The sequence below is a fragment of the Methylophilus sp. OH31 genome (assembly GCF_000576615.1).
Lineage (GTDB): Bacteria > Pseudomonadota > Gammaproteobacteria > Burkholderiales > Methylophilaceae > Methylophilus.
Window position 1 is genome coordinate 257,819 of record NZ_BAUS01000001.1, and the last position, 16,348, is coordinate 274,166.

The following is a 16,348-nucleotide window of genomic DNA, read 5'->3' on the forward strand; positions in this document are numbered from 1 at the left end:
AATTAACTGCCCAGCAACTTTTGCGCTTTGGCTGTTGCGTTATTGGCCGAACGTTTCTTTGCGCTGGCTGCATGGTGAGTTTTACCGGTCCCGGCCTGTTGTGCCACACACGCGCCGCCTGCACTACCCACCCCTGCACCAAGCACGGCCAATAAACGGCCGCCACCTAATCCACGCCCAAGAATCGCACCGCCAGCACCGCCCACCGCGCCACCCAGCATGGTATGAGGTTGAGTCTTGCCGCCATTGGCGACCACGCTGCCAACGGCACCGCCCACCGCCCCGCCTAATACTTCCCCGGCGGGGCCCAGCATCACTGCGCCAATGGCCGAACCAGCCAAACCACCGACACCACTGGCGCCGACGGCTTGATTGTTGCAACTTTGTGCCTGCACGACATGACTCATGCATAACAGGCCGACTGATAATATCCAGATTCTCATGGCAGTGACTCCAGGATTAACGCTTCACGCGGGATGACAGGGGTTTAATCATGATGATGACCGCGGCCATGATGGTGGCCATGTTTTTTGCCTTTTTTACCACGGTAACTTCTCTGGTATGGATCAGGTTCATCAATCACCTTACCGACCACCGCACCACCGGCACCACCAACTCCTGCACCGACCACGGCGCCAGTCGTGGTGCCGCTGACTTTACGGCCAACCATGGCACCCGTTGCGCCGCCAGCGGCACCGCCCAGAATGGCCCCTGTACGACCAGCGCGGCCAGTTGTCGCTGCCCCACCCAGGCCACCGCCTACGGCACCGCCAATGACTTCACCCGTACTGCCACCGAGTACGCTACCAACCGCAGTGCCTGCAGCTGCGCCGACACCGCCACCGAGACCGGTTTCCAGATTATCTGCCATCGCAGTCGTCGATAACAATGCCAACACGCCCCATACCTTGCACATCTTTAAAAACTTCATCATCTTCCCTTATTTGAATTAACTACTTGCTTGAATGTTGCCTTGATTGAATTTATGTTATTTTAAACTGTCTTGTCAGTCATGACGGGCTTTATATCCTTCATCTACACACTCACATCATGTTAGCTACCCGTTTATCACTACTCTGTTCACCGCTGCTTGCACTCACCTTAATCGCTTGCTCAGCGCCTTTGCCACCGCAAGCTGAACAGGCCATTGTGCGCCGTTTTGACCCGACCCAATATGTGGGTACCTGGTATGAAATTGCCAGGCTGGACAACACATTTGAAAAAGGGCTGGAACAGGTGACCGCCAGCTATAGCCTGGAAGCAGATGGCACGCTCAAAGTGGTTAACCGTGGATTTAGTCCCGAGAAAAACGACTGGAGTGAAGCCATAGGCAAAGCCAAGTTCGTCGACCCCGCCAATGCAGATGGCAGCCGGACTGGCCGCCTTAAAGTGTCTTTCTTCGGGCCATTTTATGGGGATTACAACATCCTCGAAGTAGACCAGCCCTACTACAACTATGCACTGGTGAGTAGCGGTCGTGACTATTTATGGATACTGTCGCGCACCCCACAACTCACTTACCCGATCAAACAACACCTGATGGCCAAAGCCAAAGAACTGGGATTTGCCACTGACCAGCTATTGTTCATCCGCCAGTCCAACCAGGTTGAGTACGAATCCGGTCGACATGTGATGCCCCAGCATCACTAACTCCTGCCGCGTCAATCCACTGGAGATTAACGCGCGGGAGGGCTGCCCCTCCCGCTCTGTTCATTGCGCGTCAATCTGCTCGCTTTCGGGCCGACCGCTTTCAGGGCCCGCCGCCGGCGCATCCATCACCGGATCCAGACCTGCAGGCACGGGCGCTGGCACGACTTCACCGGTGCTGTAACGTAATGCACCTAACACCGCGTAAACACCATCCGCCTGCTTGGCCAGTTGGGTTACGGTCTCCACATCCTGCTTGGAGGCCACTTCACCACTCAGCTGCACCACGCCTTGCGCATCGGCATCGACCTGAATGCTCGACACATCTACACCATGTGTTTGCAACGTATTTTTCACATTATCAACCACGGTGTCACTAGGCAAAAAGTTATACATGGGCTCAGCTTTGGCAAGCACACCCGCAGCCAGCGCATTGGCGCTGCCACCCACTAATAAAGCAATCATCGTACTCATCGCCAGATATCGGTTCATCTTATTCATGATGTTTCCTTTCTGTTGCATAAGGTGGCGAGTTGTTCAAGTTGTACAGAGGATGAATCAGTCAACACATGAAGAACAACCCGCCGCAAGAAAAAAGCAAGCTACGCACTTGGGAGAGAATATGTAGCTTGCGAGGGGGTGTTTATTAACCTTTAACCACAATAGCGTTTTTCACAGACTTCACGCCTTCAACGCTGGCCACCAGTTGCTCTGCCTTGGATTTCAGCGCAGCCTCAGACACAAAGCCACTAATCAGCACTTCACCTTTGTGTGTTTCCACGCTGATTTTGAGGGACTTCAATGACTCCTCTTCCAGCAAGCGGGCTTTCACTTTGGTGGTAATCCAGCTATCAGACATGGCGCCTTTGATCGCTTTTTGACCAGTTTGTGTTTTGAGCTCTGCATATTCGTCGTAGCTCAAACTACCATCCTTATCATGGTCAAACGCTTTGAAATCTTGTTGCTTAACCCCTTTGTCCTGTTGCAACTCGGACCAGTTCAGTGAGTTATTGGCATTCTTGTCCAGGGTGTTAAATTCTTCCAGATAGGGTTTTTCACCGTTCTGGACTTCCTGTAGATCGAATGCGAAAGCATTTAATGTGATGGTTGTCGCCAACAGGCCGCCAAAGATTGTTGCTTGTGTGTATTTTGACATTAACATGAGCGTCTCCTTTTTCACGCGTTACACAAAACAGTTCTGCTGTCTTGTGTGGCCATATTAATGAGGTGCGCGTGTCAGGTCAGTCGTCCAACGACTGAATGTCATGTCAGAATAGGCCTACAGTGAGGCTGGGGCTGCACTCAGGCAGCAGAAGGGTCACTCTTGAGATACGGCAACAGTACGCGCGTGCTGGCGCCTTGTTGCGGAGCGCTGGTGATTTCATAATGCCCGCCAATCGACTCCACACGGTTACACATACCGCTGATACCATGGGTGCTATTGGTGAGTTTTTCCGGGTCAAAGCCGATACCGTTGTCCACGATCTCTAATTTGATATGCTGATCGTCATGCATTAAATGTACAGAGACTTCGGTCGCCTTGGCATATTTGCTACAGTTATTTAAACTCTCTTGCACCAAACGGTAAACAATCAGGCTGACGGTCTCGTTAATCGCCATTTCCTGCTCTGGCATAATAATATCCATTTGCCACTGGTTACGTGACCTGGCTTCATCAATCAGGTTCTGCAACGACGCAATCAGGCCAAAACTCTTAATCATGGCCGGGTGCAGGTTTTGTACGATTTCGCGTTTAAAATTAATACTGCGATCCAGGTACTGATTGGTCTTTTTGAGCTTCTCGGTCACCTGCGGCAACTGATCCTTCACATGCTTGATCGCCCAGGAAATATCCATCTTGATCGCAGTCAGCAAAGAACCCAGTTCATCATGTAACTCTCGGGATAATTGATAGCGCTCATGTTCAATATTGGTTTGTGCCTGCAAGGCCTGGCCCTGCACAGCAGTGGTCAGGCGCTGAATATTGCGCTCATACTCCGCGTTCTCATCGGTCAGGCGTACATATAAATTAGCCTTCTCCGCCAGTTCGCGTAACAAGCGGCGTATCACCAGCACCACCAATGATACAAAGATCAGCGGGCAGGCCATGACAAACCAGCGCATCAGCTTGCGTGTCGTATCCCGCGTATCGGCCACTTCGTCACGGTAATCCAGCACCAGCTTTTCAAACTGGCGCGACAATACTTCAATATTACGGCTTTCCTTGATCCCGGAATCCAGCTTGACGACCGCCAACGCTTTATCAAACTGGCGCTTTTTAGCAAAATCAATGGTCACGCTCATTTCAGCAGACTTCTTCACAATACTGTTCACCAGCTCGCTCATGGTGGTTTGTATCACCGGATGCTTGACCAGGTTGGTATGGTTGAGCAATTTATTGATGTTGCGTAGATGCTGACTCATTTGCTTGGTCGCATCATCATAGGGTTTAAAGTAGTTTTCTGAACGCGTGAGCAAATACCCGCGCTGCGCACTTTCGGCAACGGCCAGGTTGGACTGGGTTTTCCAGGTTTCGAGCAGCAACTGGTCCAGCATGGCTAATACGTCGGTTTTTTCGCGGGTGGTGACAATAAAGCGGTCATTCACCACCAGCATGGCGGCCGCCAGCATCAGACTGACAGTGAGCAAAGCCACCGTGTTACCGCCAAAGGTATCACTGATTTTTTCCAGCCGATCAAGCAAGGCGATAAGGTAGGTTCTGAATTTTTGCATGGCGGTTGAGTGAAGAGATTGAAAAATCAGGCAATCCGGCGTAACGTTTTTTGCGTGTATTGTTCACAATATATCAAACGCATCATAGCGGTGTTGCGAACTAACAGCAACGTAAAGATGTGTTGCCTTGTGAATTAATGCACTGTCAGAGAATTCTGACTTTGATATCGGTGGCTGGCCGATAGGTAGATTGCATGGCAGTTGGATAAGATGGCCACATGTTGAAAACACTTTTCGTTTAATCAACTGTCCAATCAGTCATAACGGTTTATTTGTTATGTGAGTAAGACACTGAACTACGTATGTAAAACCACGATTTAAAAAGGAGTTTCAAAATGTTTAATTTTTCAAAAGACAATGTTGAGAACACGACTGATCGCTTGGCCAAACACTCTGACCAGGCCATTGAACAAATCGCTGCGCAGGTGAAATCGACTGCCAATGAGCTGCTGGATGCCGTCAATGATACTGCGGACACTACGCAGGACAAGGCAAAAGAGCTGATTCATACCCTGAAAAGTAATATTGACCGTTTAACCAGCGAAGAAAATGCGGCAGCCCTTGCCTCCAACCTGAGCTCAAAAGCGGGCCGTGTCAAAGAGCAAGTGCAACGCGAAGTGAGCGACACTTACCACTCGATCAAAGACAAGACCGCCGATACTGTGCAGGAACATCCATTGGGCACCGTGCTGGTAGCCGCTGGTGTCGGTTTGCTGATAGGATACCTGTTAGGCACCAAACGTCGTGAATAAGCAAGGAAAGCTATGTGGGTAAACCTCTTGAAATTTGTCGCTGTTTTGTTTTTAAATCGCAAAGTGAGCGCATTGAAAGGTAGTTTTTTCAATTTGCGTCATCACGTCGCCGATTACACAGAAGACCGTGCACAACAATTGAAACAGGATTTTCTGGAGGAAACTGAACGCCTGGCCACCAGCATGGTAGGCATGCTGGTGGTGTTTAGCATGTTCATTTTTACCGGTTTACTCGGCTTGATGTGGCTGTTTTCACTATTGTGGCAACATCCAAACCGCTCTTTAATTCTTGGCCTGGCAATGCTGGTGCCCACAATTATCGGTATTATTGCTTTTATTGCTGTACGCGCCATTTGGCATAAGAAACCATTGTTTGCTGACTCGCTGGCCATGATCAGCCAGGACTGGCGCTTGTTTAGAAAAGAAATGGCGCCAGATGCGCAAACAGACCCGGCAGCTGCGCCAGACAATGATGGCGAAAAATCTGCAAGCTGAGACATAAACCCTGACTAACGAATTTAAGAGAACCGCATGAAAAGAATTCTTTTGGTAGATGATCACAGCATTGTGCGTGATGGTTTGCGTAACCTGATCGAACTGGAAAATGATCTGCAAGTGACCGGGGAAGCCTCGTCAGGGGCAGAGGCGATCCAGCTGGTGCGCAAAAATGAATATGATGCCATGGTGCTTGATATTTCGATGCCTGACAAAAACGGGGTGGATACCTTGCATGAACTCAAACATGTGTCGCCAGACTTACCGGTACTGGTGCTCAGTGGTTATGCAGAGGATCAATACGCGTTGAACTTAATGCGTAATGGCTGCAAAGGCTATTTATCCAAAAATGCGGATTCAGATGAAATCATCCTGGCCATTCGCACCGTATCTGCAGGCAAGCGTTACATTTCGGCCGAACTGGCTGAGCTGATGACCAACGAACTCAGTCATCCCTCAGAAAAGCAGTTGCACGAAACCTTGTCTGACCGTGAATTCCAGGTATTCGTTAAACTGGCAACCGGCCAAACGCCTACCGCCATTGCGGATGAGTTATTTATCAGTATCAAAACGGTCAGTACTTACCGCAGCCGTATCCTGGAAAAAATGGCCATGAAATCGAATGCTGACTTGACCTACTATGCCATCAAATACGGTTTGCTTAATTAAGCCAATACAATTGAATGTACGCATGAATAGCATCGCCAAGCAGCCTGTGTTAACCCCTTATTTGACATCAGTCACTGGTTAAACCGTCATGTATAGATTATTGTTAGTTGAAGACTCTGCCCTGATTCGCGATGTGATCGTCGAGATGTTGCACGACTGTGACCAGCTCGACGTCAGGGACATCGCTACCACCAGCGACGAAGCCATTGATTTGCTCAATGCCAGGCAGTACGACATGATCGTGCTGGATATTGAGTTAGCCAAAGGCACCGGTTTTGATGTGGTACGCCACACACGCCAGCAAGGCTATCCGTTTAAAGCGCCTGATATCGTCATGCTGACCAATCACGGCAACAGCTATTACCGTAACCTGGCGCACAATATGGGCGTTGAGTACTTTTTCGATAAATCCCTGCAATTTGACGAGTGCATGGACGTCATCCAGCAGCACGCCAGCCACGTTTCCTAAATCATCTCATCCTAATGGTGATGGTGGACGCCATGCCCACAACAATCCGCACACGCCCAGGCCTTGGCTGTCTTCATCACAGCCGTTTTACTAAAGATCTTTGCCAGCGCTGGTCACGCGCTTGCTTATACCTGCTAGGCCTGTGGCTGTCTGGTTGTGCATCAATTCCCGATGCCAAGCTGGCCCTCACTGAGATCAATACGCAAACACAGCCCATTACAGTCGTCACAGCCAAACAGGCCTTGCCACCGGGCAAAGTCGAGCAGGCCTTAAAGAAACTATCGCCCGACGAAAGCATTCGTGCAGCACTGGCTGCACACCTTCAGGTGGAACAGGCGATTGCGGGCAATAGCTTGTATGCCGATAACAAAGTCACCTTACTGTTTAATGGTGAACTCACCTTTAGCAATATGCGTCAGGCCCTGGCAGGGGCACAACAATATATTCATCTGGAATACTTTACGTTTGAGGATGTCGACCTCGGCGGCATCACCTTACAGGCACTGCTATTGCAAAAACTGTCACAAGGAGTCAGCGTTCACTTGATCTACGACGCAATTGGCTCAGGCGATACGCCCCCTGCACTGTTTGAGACTTTGAAAAAAGCAGGCGCCAGAATCACGGTTTTTCATCCGCTACAAGCCAGCACACTGGCACGAATCAATCAGCGCGACCATCGTAAAATCATGATCGTTGATGGCAAACTGGCCATCGTCGGCGGCGTCAATTTAAGCAAAACCTATCAAAGCAAAGGCTCGCTCAGATTCTTTAGCAAACAAAAACTGCCGGACCTCAATCAGGCGGACTGGCGAGATACTGATGTCATGATCACTGGCCCGGTGGTGGCCAATATCCAGCAAGCGTTTCTCGACCACTGGGATGTTGCGCAGCCATTAGATACAAGCAGTTTCTTCCCACCGCTGGCCAAACAGGGAGGACAGTTCGTACGCGTGATCACCACGCCTGCCAGCAAACGCAAAAATACTGATTCGCCATACTATCTAACCCTGATCGCCGCAATACAGCATGCAGAACACCACATCATCCTGAATTCTGCCTACTTTGTACCAACCAGCGCGCAGGAAGAGGCCCTGGTCAACGCGGCTGACCGTGGCGTCAAAGTATCGCTACTGGTGCCCAGTTTCAGTGACTCTACACTCTCCATGAATGTGCAACGCTCGCATTACAGCCACTTGCTCAAACATGGCGTCGAGATTTACGAGATGCAGGATCAGGTATTACATGCCAAAATGGTGTCTATTGATAGTGTCTGGTCAGTGATTGGCAGCTCCAATCTGGACTATCGCAGTGCGGGCATCAATGCCGAGATTGATGTAGTGATTTTGGGCAATGAAACGGCCAGTATGCTTGAACGCCGTTTTCAGCAAGATTTGAAGAATGCTGAAAAAATTGAACTGGAACAGTGGCAACAACGCCCGCTCTGGCAAAAATTCAAACAGCAGTCATCGCGTATTTTTGAAGGTATCCTGTAAACGGATAAAGACACTGACATGATAGACAAGGACACCTGGGAATTACTGAGTTATGTCGTCACCGTGGTCGGCTTGCCGCTGGCGATTGTGACCTTTATGCTTGAGCAACGCAAAGAGCGTGAGAACGAAGACGAAGAGGTCTACCAGTTACTGGCAGACAACTATACCGACTTTTTAAAGCTGGTGATGGCGCATCCTGACCTGCAACTGCGCTCGCATAGCGAGCCTTTAGTGATGACAGCCGAGCAGGAAGAACGCAAACTGGTGCTATTCGAAATCCTGATTTCACTGTTTGAACGCGCTTATTTGCTGACCTATGACCCCGATATGCGTGGCAAGCGCTTGCGGCGCTGGATGTCATGGGAAGACTATATGCGCGAGTGGTGCCTGCGTGAAGACTTTCGCCAGCACTTGCCCAGGTTGCTGGTCGGTGAAGATGCGGATTTCGTCGCCCATATTTCGCGTATTGCACAAGAGACCCGCTCAAACCAAGCTTAACGCTACCTACGATTAAAACACGCCTATTTCTTTAGCGGTGTCAGCTTAAACCCGGCCTGTTTAAACGCTTGTAACAATCCACTTTGCCCCGCCAGATGTGCGGCGCCAACCGCAATAAATACCGGGCGCTGCCTGGCCTGATCAATACTGCGTGCAGCCATTAGCACATTGCGCTCATCCAATAACTTTACCCGCATGCGCTGCCACAAGGCGGCAGGCAAGATCCCGCGCGTCATGGCGTCATCCATATTAGCCACCTGCTCGGCATCCCCGGCCAGGTAAGCCTTCATCAGCCTTTCAAAATCGCCCTCTTTTTGCTTCTGGCTACGTTTGAGCACAGCCCGCAACATCAACAATTGCTCGTCCTGCGTCATGCCATCCATGACGCCAAAATGTTCCTGCGGGCTTTCCAGACCCAGTACCTGCTTATCCAGTTCCTCCGCTTTGGCTTTAAGTAGAAAATCCTGCGCGAACGGTGTTTGTGGCTTGGGCAGGTCAAATATCACCGCCAGCAACCACGGTTTCATTTTAAGCACCCTATCCATCGGCATCACATGCATATCGGCCAGGCTCGCCACCTTATCCAGCTCGGCTTCAGACAAATACTGTGTCAGGCTACCTTGTGGCAATTGCAACAAAGATGCGGGCGGTGCGTCTGCCACCTCCAGCATAAATGCATCCACCTGTTTCAGTGCCTGCAACACCGCAGGGGAAAAATCAGTGACGCGATTGTCATCCGTGTGCATAGTTCCAAACAGGTAACTTACTTGCCCACCTGGGGATTCCAGCTGCCAAAACAGGCTTTTTTCAGCGGCATTGACCGGCTGGCCTAACAATAAAAATACCGCCGTCCACAACCATAACCCTTGCACCACATTCTTCATATTTTTAGTCATCCACATTGGTCACTGCCCATTGCTTGCACAGACAATCCCTATTGCCCGCCAGCCGACATCCTCTCATAGAATGACACATCGCATGCCATTTTTGCGCGCCTGCGCCGTATGGTATGCGCCCAAAGGTTGTCACTTATATGATACAGCGCTACCATGTGTTAAATAATATCAACAACATGCTCAGGGAGACTGCCATGCACCCGACCAACCAGACTGAAGATACCGACCCATATAAAACGCATTCTTTTGACGCGGTACTGGATGCGGAAATCCGTGGCATGGCGCATTTACGCCAGGACATTCATCGTGAAAACCTGATCGGCCTGGCCTTCTCTGGTGGCGGTATCCGTAGTGCCACCCTCAACCTGGGTATCCTGCAAGGCTTGGCAAAGAAAGGCCTGCTTAATCAATTTGACTATTTGTCGACAGTGTCTGGCGGTGGTTATATCGGTGCCTGGTTTTCCAGCCTGGTCAAACACAGCAATCACGTCAATACCGTGCAGGCCGAACTGGTGTTATCCACACAGCCGCAAAGCCCCGCTGCCCGTCAGCTCACTGCCACTGAAAAAGCCATTCTCTGGTTACGCAGTTATAGCAATTACCTGACGCCCAAAACCGGTTTATTCACCGGCGACACCCTGGCGGCACTGGCACAATGGATGGCCAACACCTTACTTAACCAGGTACTCCTGCTCTGCGTGTTAATTGTGTTGATGATGTCAGTGATCTTTTTCAGTCACTCGGAAATCCATGGCACTCTGTTGCCCGCATTCACTCTGGATAGCGACCTGTTGCGGCAACTGCTTGAAAATGCAGGACAAACCGTCCCCGGCAAAGCAGGCATGGCCCTGGCGCTAATCAGCTTGGCCAGCTCATTCTACTTCAGTCGTCGCGACTGCCTCAGCACAGCCCATGCGCTTTACCCTGTGCTGGCATTCTTATGCGGGGTGGCAGGATTCATCTTGCTGTTGTGGGGAATTCCCCAGTCAAGCTGGCAACAATTATTCACAACCTGTGCAGTCGATCATGAGGCCAGTCATCTCCAGCCCAACTATTGGATAGGCCTGGGCGTCCCGGTGATTTCACTGCTGATTTCTGCAGGACTGGTGGCCGCCATGGGTATAGGTGGGCGCGTAATAGATGTGAGTACGCGTGAATGGTGGCACCGCATTGGCGGCATCAATATTGGTTTTTGTGTCATCTGGCTGGCGCTGTTTGGTTGCGCGCTGTACATCCCGGCGCTCATTCACCACTGGCTGGGTAGCCTGGGGACCGCCGAGAAAAGCCTGACCGGGATTGGCTCCTGGTTGCTGGCTTTTTTCACCGCCAGGCTAGGTAAAAGCCGCGTCACGGGGACAGAGTCACCCAATAGCCTGAAAGGCACATTCACCACCGCACTGCCCTATATTGTGGTCGCGCTGATCCTGCTGGTATCCGGCTACCTGAGTTTCAGCCTATATCTTTCACCGCATCGCGGCCTGTGGTTTGCTGCAGCCTTGTTCGTCGTCGTTTTAGGCAGTTGGCGCATCGATATCAATGTGTTTTCCCTGCACAACTTTTATCGCAACCGCCTGACGCGTTGCTATCTGGGCGCCACCAACAACCATCGCAAACCCAACAGTTTTACCGGTTTTGATAATAACGATGATGTCACCATGTCTGCTTTGCGCGGACAACGCCCTACCCATATTGTGAACACGGCGGTCAATATCAGCGACGGCTCGCAACTGGCCTGGCAACAGCGTCAGGCCGCTTCGTTTATGTTCAGCCCCTATTACTGCGGCTTTAAATTACCCGATACCGAAATCTGGTATGACACCCACCATTACACCGGTGAAGGCGGGCCAGAGCTGGGCAGCCTGGTGTCTACCAGTGGTGCAGCTGCCAGCCCGAATATGGGCTATCACACCAACCCGGTCATGGGCTTTATCATGACCATTTTCAATGCGCGTCTTGGGCGCTGGTTTGGCAATCCCTTGCATGAGAATTACTTTAACAGGCTGCTCATGCAATTTAACTGCAAATTGAGGCTGCGCAACCCGCCACAGCGGCAATCACCGTTCTGGAACCTGTTTTACCTGATCAAAGAACTGATCACCAACACTGGCCCTACCTCTGGCTATTTGTATCTATCTGATGGCGGTCACTTTGAGAACCTGGGCATTTACGAACTGGTACGCCGCCGCTGCAAATTGATCGTTGCCATCGATGCCGGTGCTGATGGCTGCTATGAATTTGAAGACCTGGGCAATGCCATCCGTAAATGCAAAGTCGATTTCGGCATCACCATCAAGCTGGATATCAACCCGTTGTTGCCAGTGAATGATTGTAAATATGGCTTATTTAAATGCGGCGCCCGCCATTTTGCGATTGGCAGCATTGACTACCTGGGCGATGGCGATCCGGCACATATGGGCTACCTGGTGTATATCAAAAGCTCGCTGACTGGTGATGAACCCAGTGATTTGATTAACTTCAAATTGCAGGAACCCAGTTTTCCGCACCACAGTACGGTAGACCAGTTTTTCAGTGAGTCACAGTTTGAAAGTTATCGCCGGCTGGGCGAGCATATTGCGCAAAACCTTAAACTGCCTGCCAGTCATCCGGATAAAATAGTGGCCGAGCAGATACAAACGCTATTACCAGGCCTGCTGGATACTGCGACTTAAGCCATACAAACATACGGAGCACGCATGTCATCACACAATATTGTATTAGGGCCCTTGCTGGGGCTGGAAGGTGAGCACGAAAAAGCCACCATCTACACTGTTTGCTTTCTCTCCGAAAACGACGTCAATGCCGCTACCCTTGCTTATCGCATCGCCAAGCAAAGCTTGCGTAGTGAATTCACCTTGATCAGCAGCCTGGGGCGCGGCAAGTTCTGGCGTGCAGAAATCGCTATCCCGCTGACACCGCTAGACCAAGTCTGTGATTACCAAATTTTAATTGATGCGCAACCGGCCAGTTACACACAAACGCGCAACAACCTGGTCACTGACTGGTCATTTTTCTGCCCGGCAGCCAAGCAGCAGGTACAACTGGCATTTGCGTCATGCAATGGATTTTCATCAGACAAGGTGCGCACACAACATCCGGCGCCGATCGACTATCTGTGGCAACGTATGCAGCAACAGCAGGCCGCACATATGGCGACTATGCCTTATACAGAAGTCGTCAATGCGCCTTATGCGGCCCTGATCATGGGTGGCGACCAGATTTATGCCGACGCTATCTTCAATGAAAAACAGCCTTTGTATGCCTGGTCACAAAAGCCATTGAAAGATCAATTGACCGCACCAGTATCTGACACGCTCAGACAGCGTATCGATAATTTCTACTTCGACACGTATATCAGAAGCTGGACGCAATCGGCGGCCTTACGCTACTGCCTGGCCAGTATTCCCAGCGTCATGATGTGGGATGACCATGACATTATTGATGGTTGGGGCTCACAACCCTATCGCCTGGAAACCAGCCCGACCTACCAGGCCATGTTTGATAGTGCAAAAAAGTATTTCACGCTTTTTCAATTGCGAGGGACCAACAACCGCGCCTTGCAGCAACGCACTGCCGCACCTGCGCATTTTGGCATGACCCTAAACTTCCGTGACTACGGCTTGCTGGTCATGGATAACCGTAGCCAGCGCACTTTGCACAACATTATGGGTAGTGGCAAACAAGACTTTATTCAGGGCTTGGCCGATTTACAGGCAGACTGGCAAGCTGGCCAAAAGTTGCTGATACTGAGTGGTGTGCCTTTTCTTTACCGGCACTTTTCCGAAAGCGATCACAATATCCGCCTCAGCATCCAGTTTGATGCCTATGACGATATGGCGGATCACTGGCGCTTCAGTACGCATTACGATGAAATGTGCAGCATTCTGCAACGCCTGCTGCAGTTTCAAGCCGAGCTGCAAACTCAAGCCCAGACCAAAGTATTTATTATTTCTGGAGATGTGCATGTCGCTGCCAGCGGCACCTATCGCGAGCAACCTGGGCCTAACAACCAGCCAGGTCAGGGCAACCAAGCTGGTCTAGGCAACATCGTGCAATTGATTTCCTCAGGCATTGTGCATCCGCCGCCATTGAGCATGGAGCAATCAGTGATCCGGCTGGCCTCTAGCGTCACACAGCCGGATATTGACCTCGGCGGCGGTTGCGTATTGTCAGCCACGCTACGCAAAGACGCCGCCGGCAATCGCTTTTTATTCCATCGCAACTATGCCTGCATGCATGAAGGCAGCGACCACAAGGTGTGGGTCAACTGGCATTATGAAACCATAGATTTCCCGAATGCGAACGACCTGACCGCCCGTGCACAGAAACTGGCCAGCCCGATCCTGGGCTATCAAGTGTTAGGGCTGCCTTATTAGCGGCCTGCGCCAGGTTTTCTGGCTTTGTGCTTATAAGCAGGATTCTTGGTCTGGTTAAAGCCTTTAGGCATGGCCTTGGCCTGGAAACGGCTGCCGTCGGACTGCACAATTTGCTGCAATACCGCGGGCTGATATGCCGGCACCAAATGCTTTTTACCATTACCAATTAAATCGGCACGGCCCATTTTCTTGAGCGCTTCACGCAGCATGGGCCAGTTTTGCGGGTCATGGTAGCGGATAAACGCTTTTTGCAATTTGCGGATGGTACCAGTTTTGGCGACTGGCACGTTCTCAGAGTCAGGGGTGACTTTGCGTAAGGGGTTTTTGCCACTGTGATACATGGCGGTGGCCATCGCCATCGGTGTCGGCGTAAACGTCTGCACCTGATCAAGGCGGAAATCATTGCGCTTGAGCCACAATGCCAGGTTAATCATATCGTCATCTGTGGTGCCAGGATGCGCAGCAATAAAGTATGGAATCAAATACTGTTTCTTGCCCGCCTCGGCACTGAACTTTTCAAACATGCGCTTGAATTCATCATAAGCGCCCATGCCTGGCTTCATCATTTTGCTCAGCACGTTTTCTTCTGAGTGCTCAGGCGCAATTTTCAAATAGCCGCCCACATGATGCTGCACCAGTTCCTTGACATATTCCGGCGATTTCACGGCGAGGTCATAACGCAAGCCTGAACCAATGAGGATTTTTTTCACGCCACGCAAGTTACGCGCCTTGCGGTAAAGCTGGATCAGCGCCGAATGGTCAGTATTGAGGTTTTCGCACACGCCAGGATAGACGCAAGACAACTTGCGGCAGTTTTTCTCGATCTCTTCAGACTTGCAAGACAAGCGGTACATATTGGCCGTTGGCCCGCCGAGGTCAGAAATTACGCCGGTAAAGCCATCCACTTTGTCGCGAATTTCTTCAATTTCGCGCAAAACAGAGTCTTCGGACCGGCTCTGGATAATACGGCCTTCGTGCTCGGTGATCGAGCAGAAAGTACAGCCACCAAAACAACCACGCATGATATTGACCGAGAAACGGATCATTTCCCAAGCCGGAATATTGGCACCGTTGTAAGCTGGATGTGGCTTACGCGCATAAGGCAAATCGTAAACGTAATCCATCTCTTTGGTTGTGAGTGGAATCGGCGGCGCATTCAGCCACACTTCGCGGTTGCCGTGTCTTTGCACCAGCGCCCGCGCATTGCCTGGGTTAGCTTCCAGATGCAGCACGCGCGAAGCGTGCGCATACATCACCGGGTCACTCACCACCTCTTCATACGATGGCATGCGGATAACCTGGCGGTCACGCGGCACTTTGCTGGCTTTCAGCGGTAAGGGCAGGCTGATGGTTGGCGCGGCCGTACTCGCTTCAGCGCCTTTTTCATCGGTCGCGCAGCTGGCATCGCCCTTGCCCATTTTCATGGCATAAGGGTCTTCGTGTTTTTCAACCACGCCAGGCCTGTCCAAACGGGTGGAAGGCACTTCTAAAAAGTCATCCGGCACCTGTTTGCGGATAAACGCCGTGCCACGGATATCTTGGATCTCATGCACAGGCTCACCGCGCGCAATACGATGCGACAGCTCAACAATGGCACGCTCAGCATTGCCATAGAGCAAAATATCGGCTTTAGAATCGATGAGGATAGAACGACGTACTTTGTCCGACCAGTAATCGTAATGCGCAATACGGCGCAGGCTGGCTTCGATACTGCCAATCACCAGCGGCACATCTGCATAAGCCTCTTTACAGCGCTGCGAATATACCAGCACCGCGCGGTCCGGGCGTTTGTTGGCTTCAGCATTCGGCGTATAGGCATCATCAGAGCGAATTTTACGGTCCGCCGTGTAACGGTTGACCATGCTATCCATATTGCCCGCCGTCACGCCAAAATACAGATTGGGCTTACCCAACACTTTAAAGGCCGCCGCTGACTGCCAGTCAGGCTGCGCAATAATGCCAACGCGAAAGCCTTGCGCCTCGAGCAAACGACCAATCAACGCTGCACCAAAACTGGGGTGGTCAATATAGGCATCCCCGCTCACCAGAATAATGTCGCAACTATCCCAGCCCAGCGCATCCATTTCGGCGCGGCTCATCGGCAGCACAGGCGCCGTGCCAAAGCGTTTGGCCCAATACGGACGATAGCTGTTAACAGGTTTGGCTATAAGGGAGGTGTAGATTTCCACGCGGGTGACCAGCAATGCTTGAGAGTTGCGCATTTTACGCGTTAATTGATTGATTTGAAATCATTTTTCTTAAAAAAATGAAGTGTTTTTGCCGTCACAATCACGCGAACGACTGAATTAGGTCTCGTCCGGAG

Annotated in this window: 16 protein-coding genes; 9 read left to right on the forward strand and 7 right to left on the reverse strand. The window is 51.1% G+C overall.

The annotated features are described in order from the left end of the window. Nucleotides 1-2: 2 nt before the first annotated feature. Nucleotides 3-443, reverse strand: coding sequence for a bacteriocin (locus OH31_RS01080; RefSeq protein ID WP_242402154.1), 441 nt, complete (start codon nucleotides 441-443; stop codon nucleotides 3-5). Nucleotides 444-487: 44 nt separating this feature from the next. Further along, nucleotides 488-931: a glycine zipper domain-containing protein gene (locus OH31_RS01085; RefSeq protein WP_019882960.1), complete on the reverse strand. Its 444-nt coding sequence runs from the start codon at nucleotides 929-931 to the stop codon at nucleotides 488-490. 119 nt (nucleotides 932-1,050) lie between these two features. Between OH31_RS01085 and OH31_RS01090 the strand changes: the two genes are divergently transcribed. Continuing rightward, nucleotides 1,051-1,650, forward strand: a complete 600-nt coding sequence (locus tag OH31_RS01090; RefSeq protein WP_024929284.1) for a lipocalin family protein — start codon at nucleotides 1,051-1,053, stop codon at nucleotides 1,648-1,650. Between the two features lie 60 nt (nucleotides 1,651-1,710). On the opposite strand, the gene OH31_RS01095 is transcribed toward OH31_RS01090, so the two are convergent. The 3 genes from OH31_RS01095 to OH31_RS01105 all read right to left on the reverse strand — a co-directional run bounded on the left by OH31_RS01095 (nucleotide 1,711) and on the right by OH31_RS01105 (nucleotide 4,380). Continuing rightward, a complete protein-coding gene (locus tag OH31_RS01095; RefSeq protein ID WP_019882964.1) occupies nucleotides 1,711-2,148 on the reverse strand; it encodes a BON domain-containing protein in 438 nt (145 codons plus the stop codon). A gap of 145 nt (nucleotides 2,149-2,293) precedes the next feature. After that, nucleotides 2,294-2,809, reverse strand: coding sequence for a BON domain-containing protein (locus OH31_RS01100; RefSeq protein ID WP_024929285.1), 516 nt, complete (start codon nucleotides 2,807-2,809; stop codon nucleotides 2,294-2,296). A gap of 140 nt (nucleotides 2,810-2,949) precedes the next feature. Then, nucleotides 2,950-4,380 (reverse strand): CHASE3 domain-containing protein, encoded by a 1,431-nt coding sequence (locus tag OH31_RS01105; RefSeq protein WP_024929286.1) that lies wholly within the window; start codon nucleotides 4,378-4,380, stop codon nucleotides 2,950-2,952. A 335-nt stretch (nucleotides 4,381-4,715) separates the two neighbouring features. Here OH31_RS01105 and OH31_RS01110 point away from each other — a divergent pair, with 335 nt between their 5' ends. The 6 genes from OH31_RS01110 to OH31_RS01135 all read left to right on the forward strand — a co-directional run bounded on the left by OH31_RS01110 (nucleotide 4,716) and on the right by OH31_RS01135 (nucleotide 8,756). Then, nucleotides 4,716-5,132, forward strand: a complete 417-nt coding sequence (locus OH31_RS01110; RefSeq protein WP_019882969.1) for a YqjD family protein — start codon at nucleotides 4,716-4,718, stop codon at nucleotides 5,130-5,132. A 12-nt stretch (nucleotides 5,133-5,144) separates the two neighbouring features. Next, on the forward strand, nucleotides 5,145-5,627 hold the full coding sequence (locus tag OH31_RS01115; RefSeq protein ID WP_024929287.1) for a phage holin family protein: 483 nt from the start codon (nucleotides 5,145-5,147) through the stop codon (nucleotides 5,625-5,627). Nucleotides 5,628-5,663: 36 nt separating this feature from the next. Beyond that, nucleotides 5,664-6,296, forward strand: a complete 633-nt coding sequence (locus OH31_RS01120) for a response regulator transcription factor (RefSeq protein ID WP_019882971.1) — start codon at nucleotides 5,664-5,666, stop codon at nucleotides 6,294-6,296. A gap of 88 nt (nucleotides 6,297-6,384) precedes the next feature. Continuing rightward, a complete protein-coding gene (locus OH31_RS01125; protein WP_019882972.1) occupies nucleotides 6,385-6,765 on the forward strand; it encodes a response regulator in 381 nt (126 codons plus the stop codon). A gap of 32 nt (nucleotides 6,766-6,797) precedes the next feature. Continuing rightward, nucleotides 6,798-8,258, forward strand: coding sequence for a phosphatidylserine/phosphatidylglycerophosphate/cardiolipin synthase family protein (locus tag OH31_RS01130; RefSeq protein ID WP_242402155.1), 1,461 nt, complete (start codon nucleotides 6,798-6,800; stop codon nucleotides 8,256-8,258). A gap of 18 nt (nucleotides 8,259-8,276) precedes the next feature. Continuing rightward, the gene (locus tag OH31_RS01135) at nucleotides 8,277-8,756 is read left to right on the forward strand and encodes a hypothetical protein (RefSeq protein WP_024929289.1); all 480 of its coding nucleotides are present in this window, start codon (nucleotides 8,277-8,279) and stop codon (nucleotides 8,754-8,756) included. A gap of 23 nt (nucleotides 8,757-8,779) precedes the next feature. Here OH31_RS01135 and OH31_RS01140 read toward each other — a convergent pair whose 3' ends face one another. Beyond that, nucleotides 8,780-9,658, reverse strand: a complete 879-nt coding sequence (locus OH31_RS01140) for a TraB/GumN family protein (RefSeq protein ID WP_024929290.1) — start codon at nucleotides 9,656-9,658, stop codon at nucleotides 8,780-8,782. 131 nt (nucleotides 9,659-9,789) lie between these two features. On the opposite strand from OH31_RS01140, the gene OH31_RS01145 reads away from it, so the two are divergent. Next, nucleotides 9,790-12,321 (forward strand): patatin-like phospholipase family protein, encoded by a 2,532-nt coding sequence (locus OH31_RS01145; RefSeq protein ID WP_242402156.1) that lies wholly within the window; start codon nucleotides 9,790-9,792, stop codon nucleotides 12,319-12,321. Between the two features lie 24 nt (nucleotides 12,322-12,345). Then, entirely contained in the window at nucleotides 12,346-14,025 is a 1,680-nt protein-coding gene (locus tag OH31_RS01150) for an alkaline phosphatase D family protein (protein WP_024929292.1), read from the forward strand. Here the strand turns inward: OH31_RS01150 and OH31_RS01155 are convergent. Beyond that, a complete protein-coding gene (locus OH31_RS01155; protein WP_036298472.1) occupies nucleotides 14,022-16,247 on the reverse strand; it encodes a YgiQ family radical SAM protein in 2,226 nt (741 codons plus the stop codon). The two genes, OH31_RS01150 and OH31_RS01155, sit on opposite strands and share 4 nt — an antisense overlap. Between the last annotated feature and the right edge of the window lie 101 nt (nucleotides 16,248-16,348).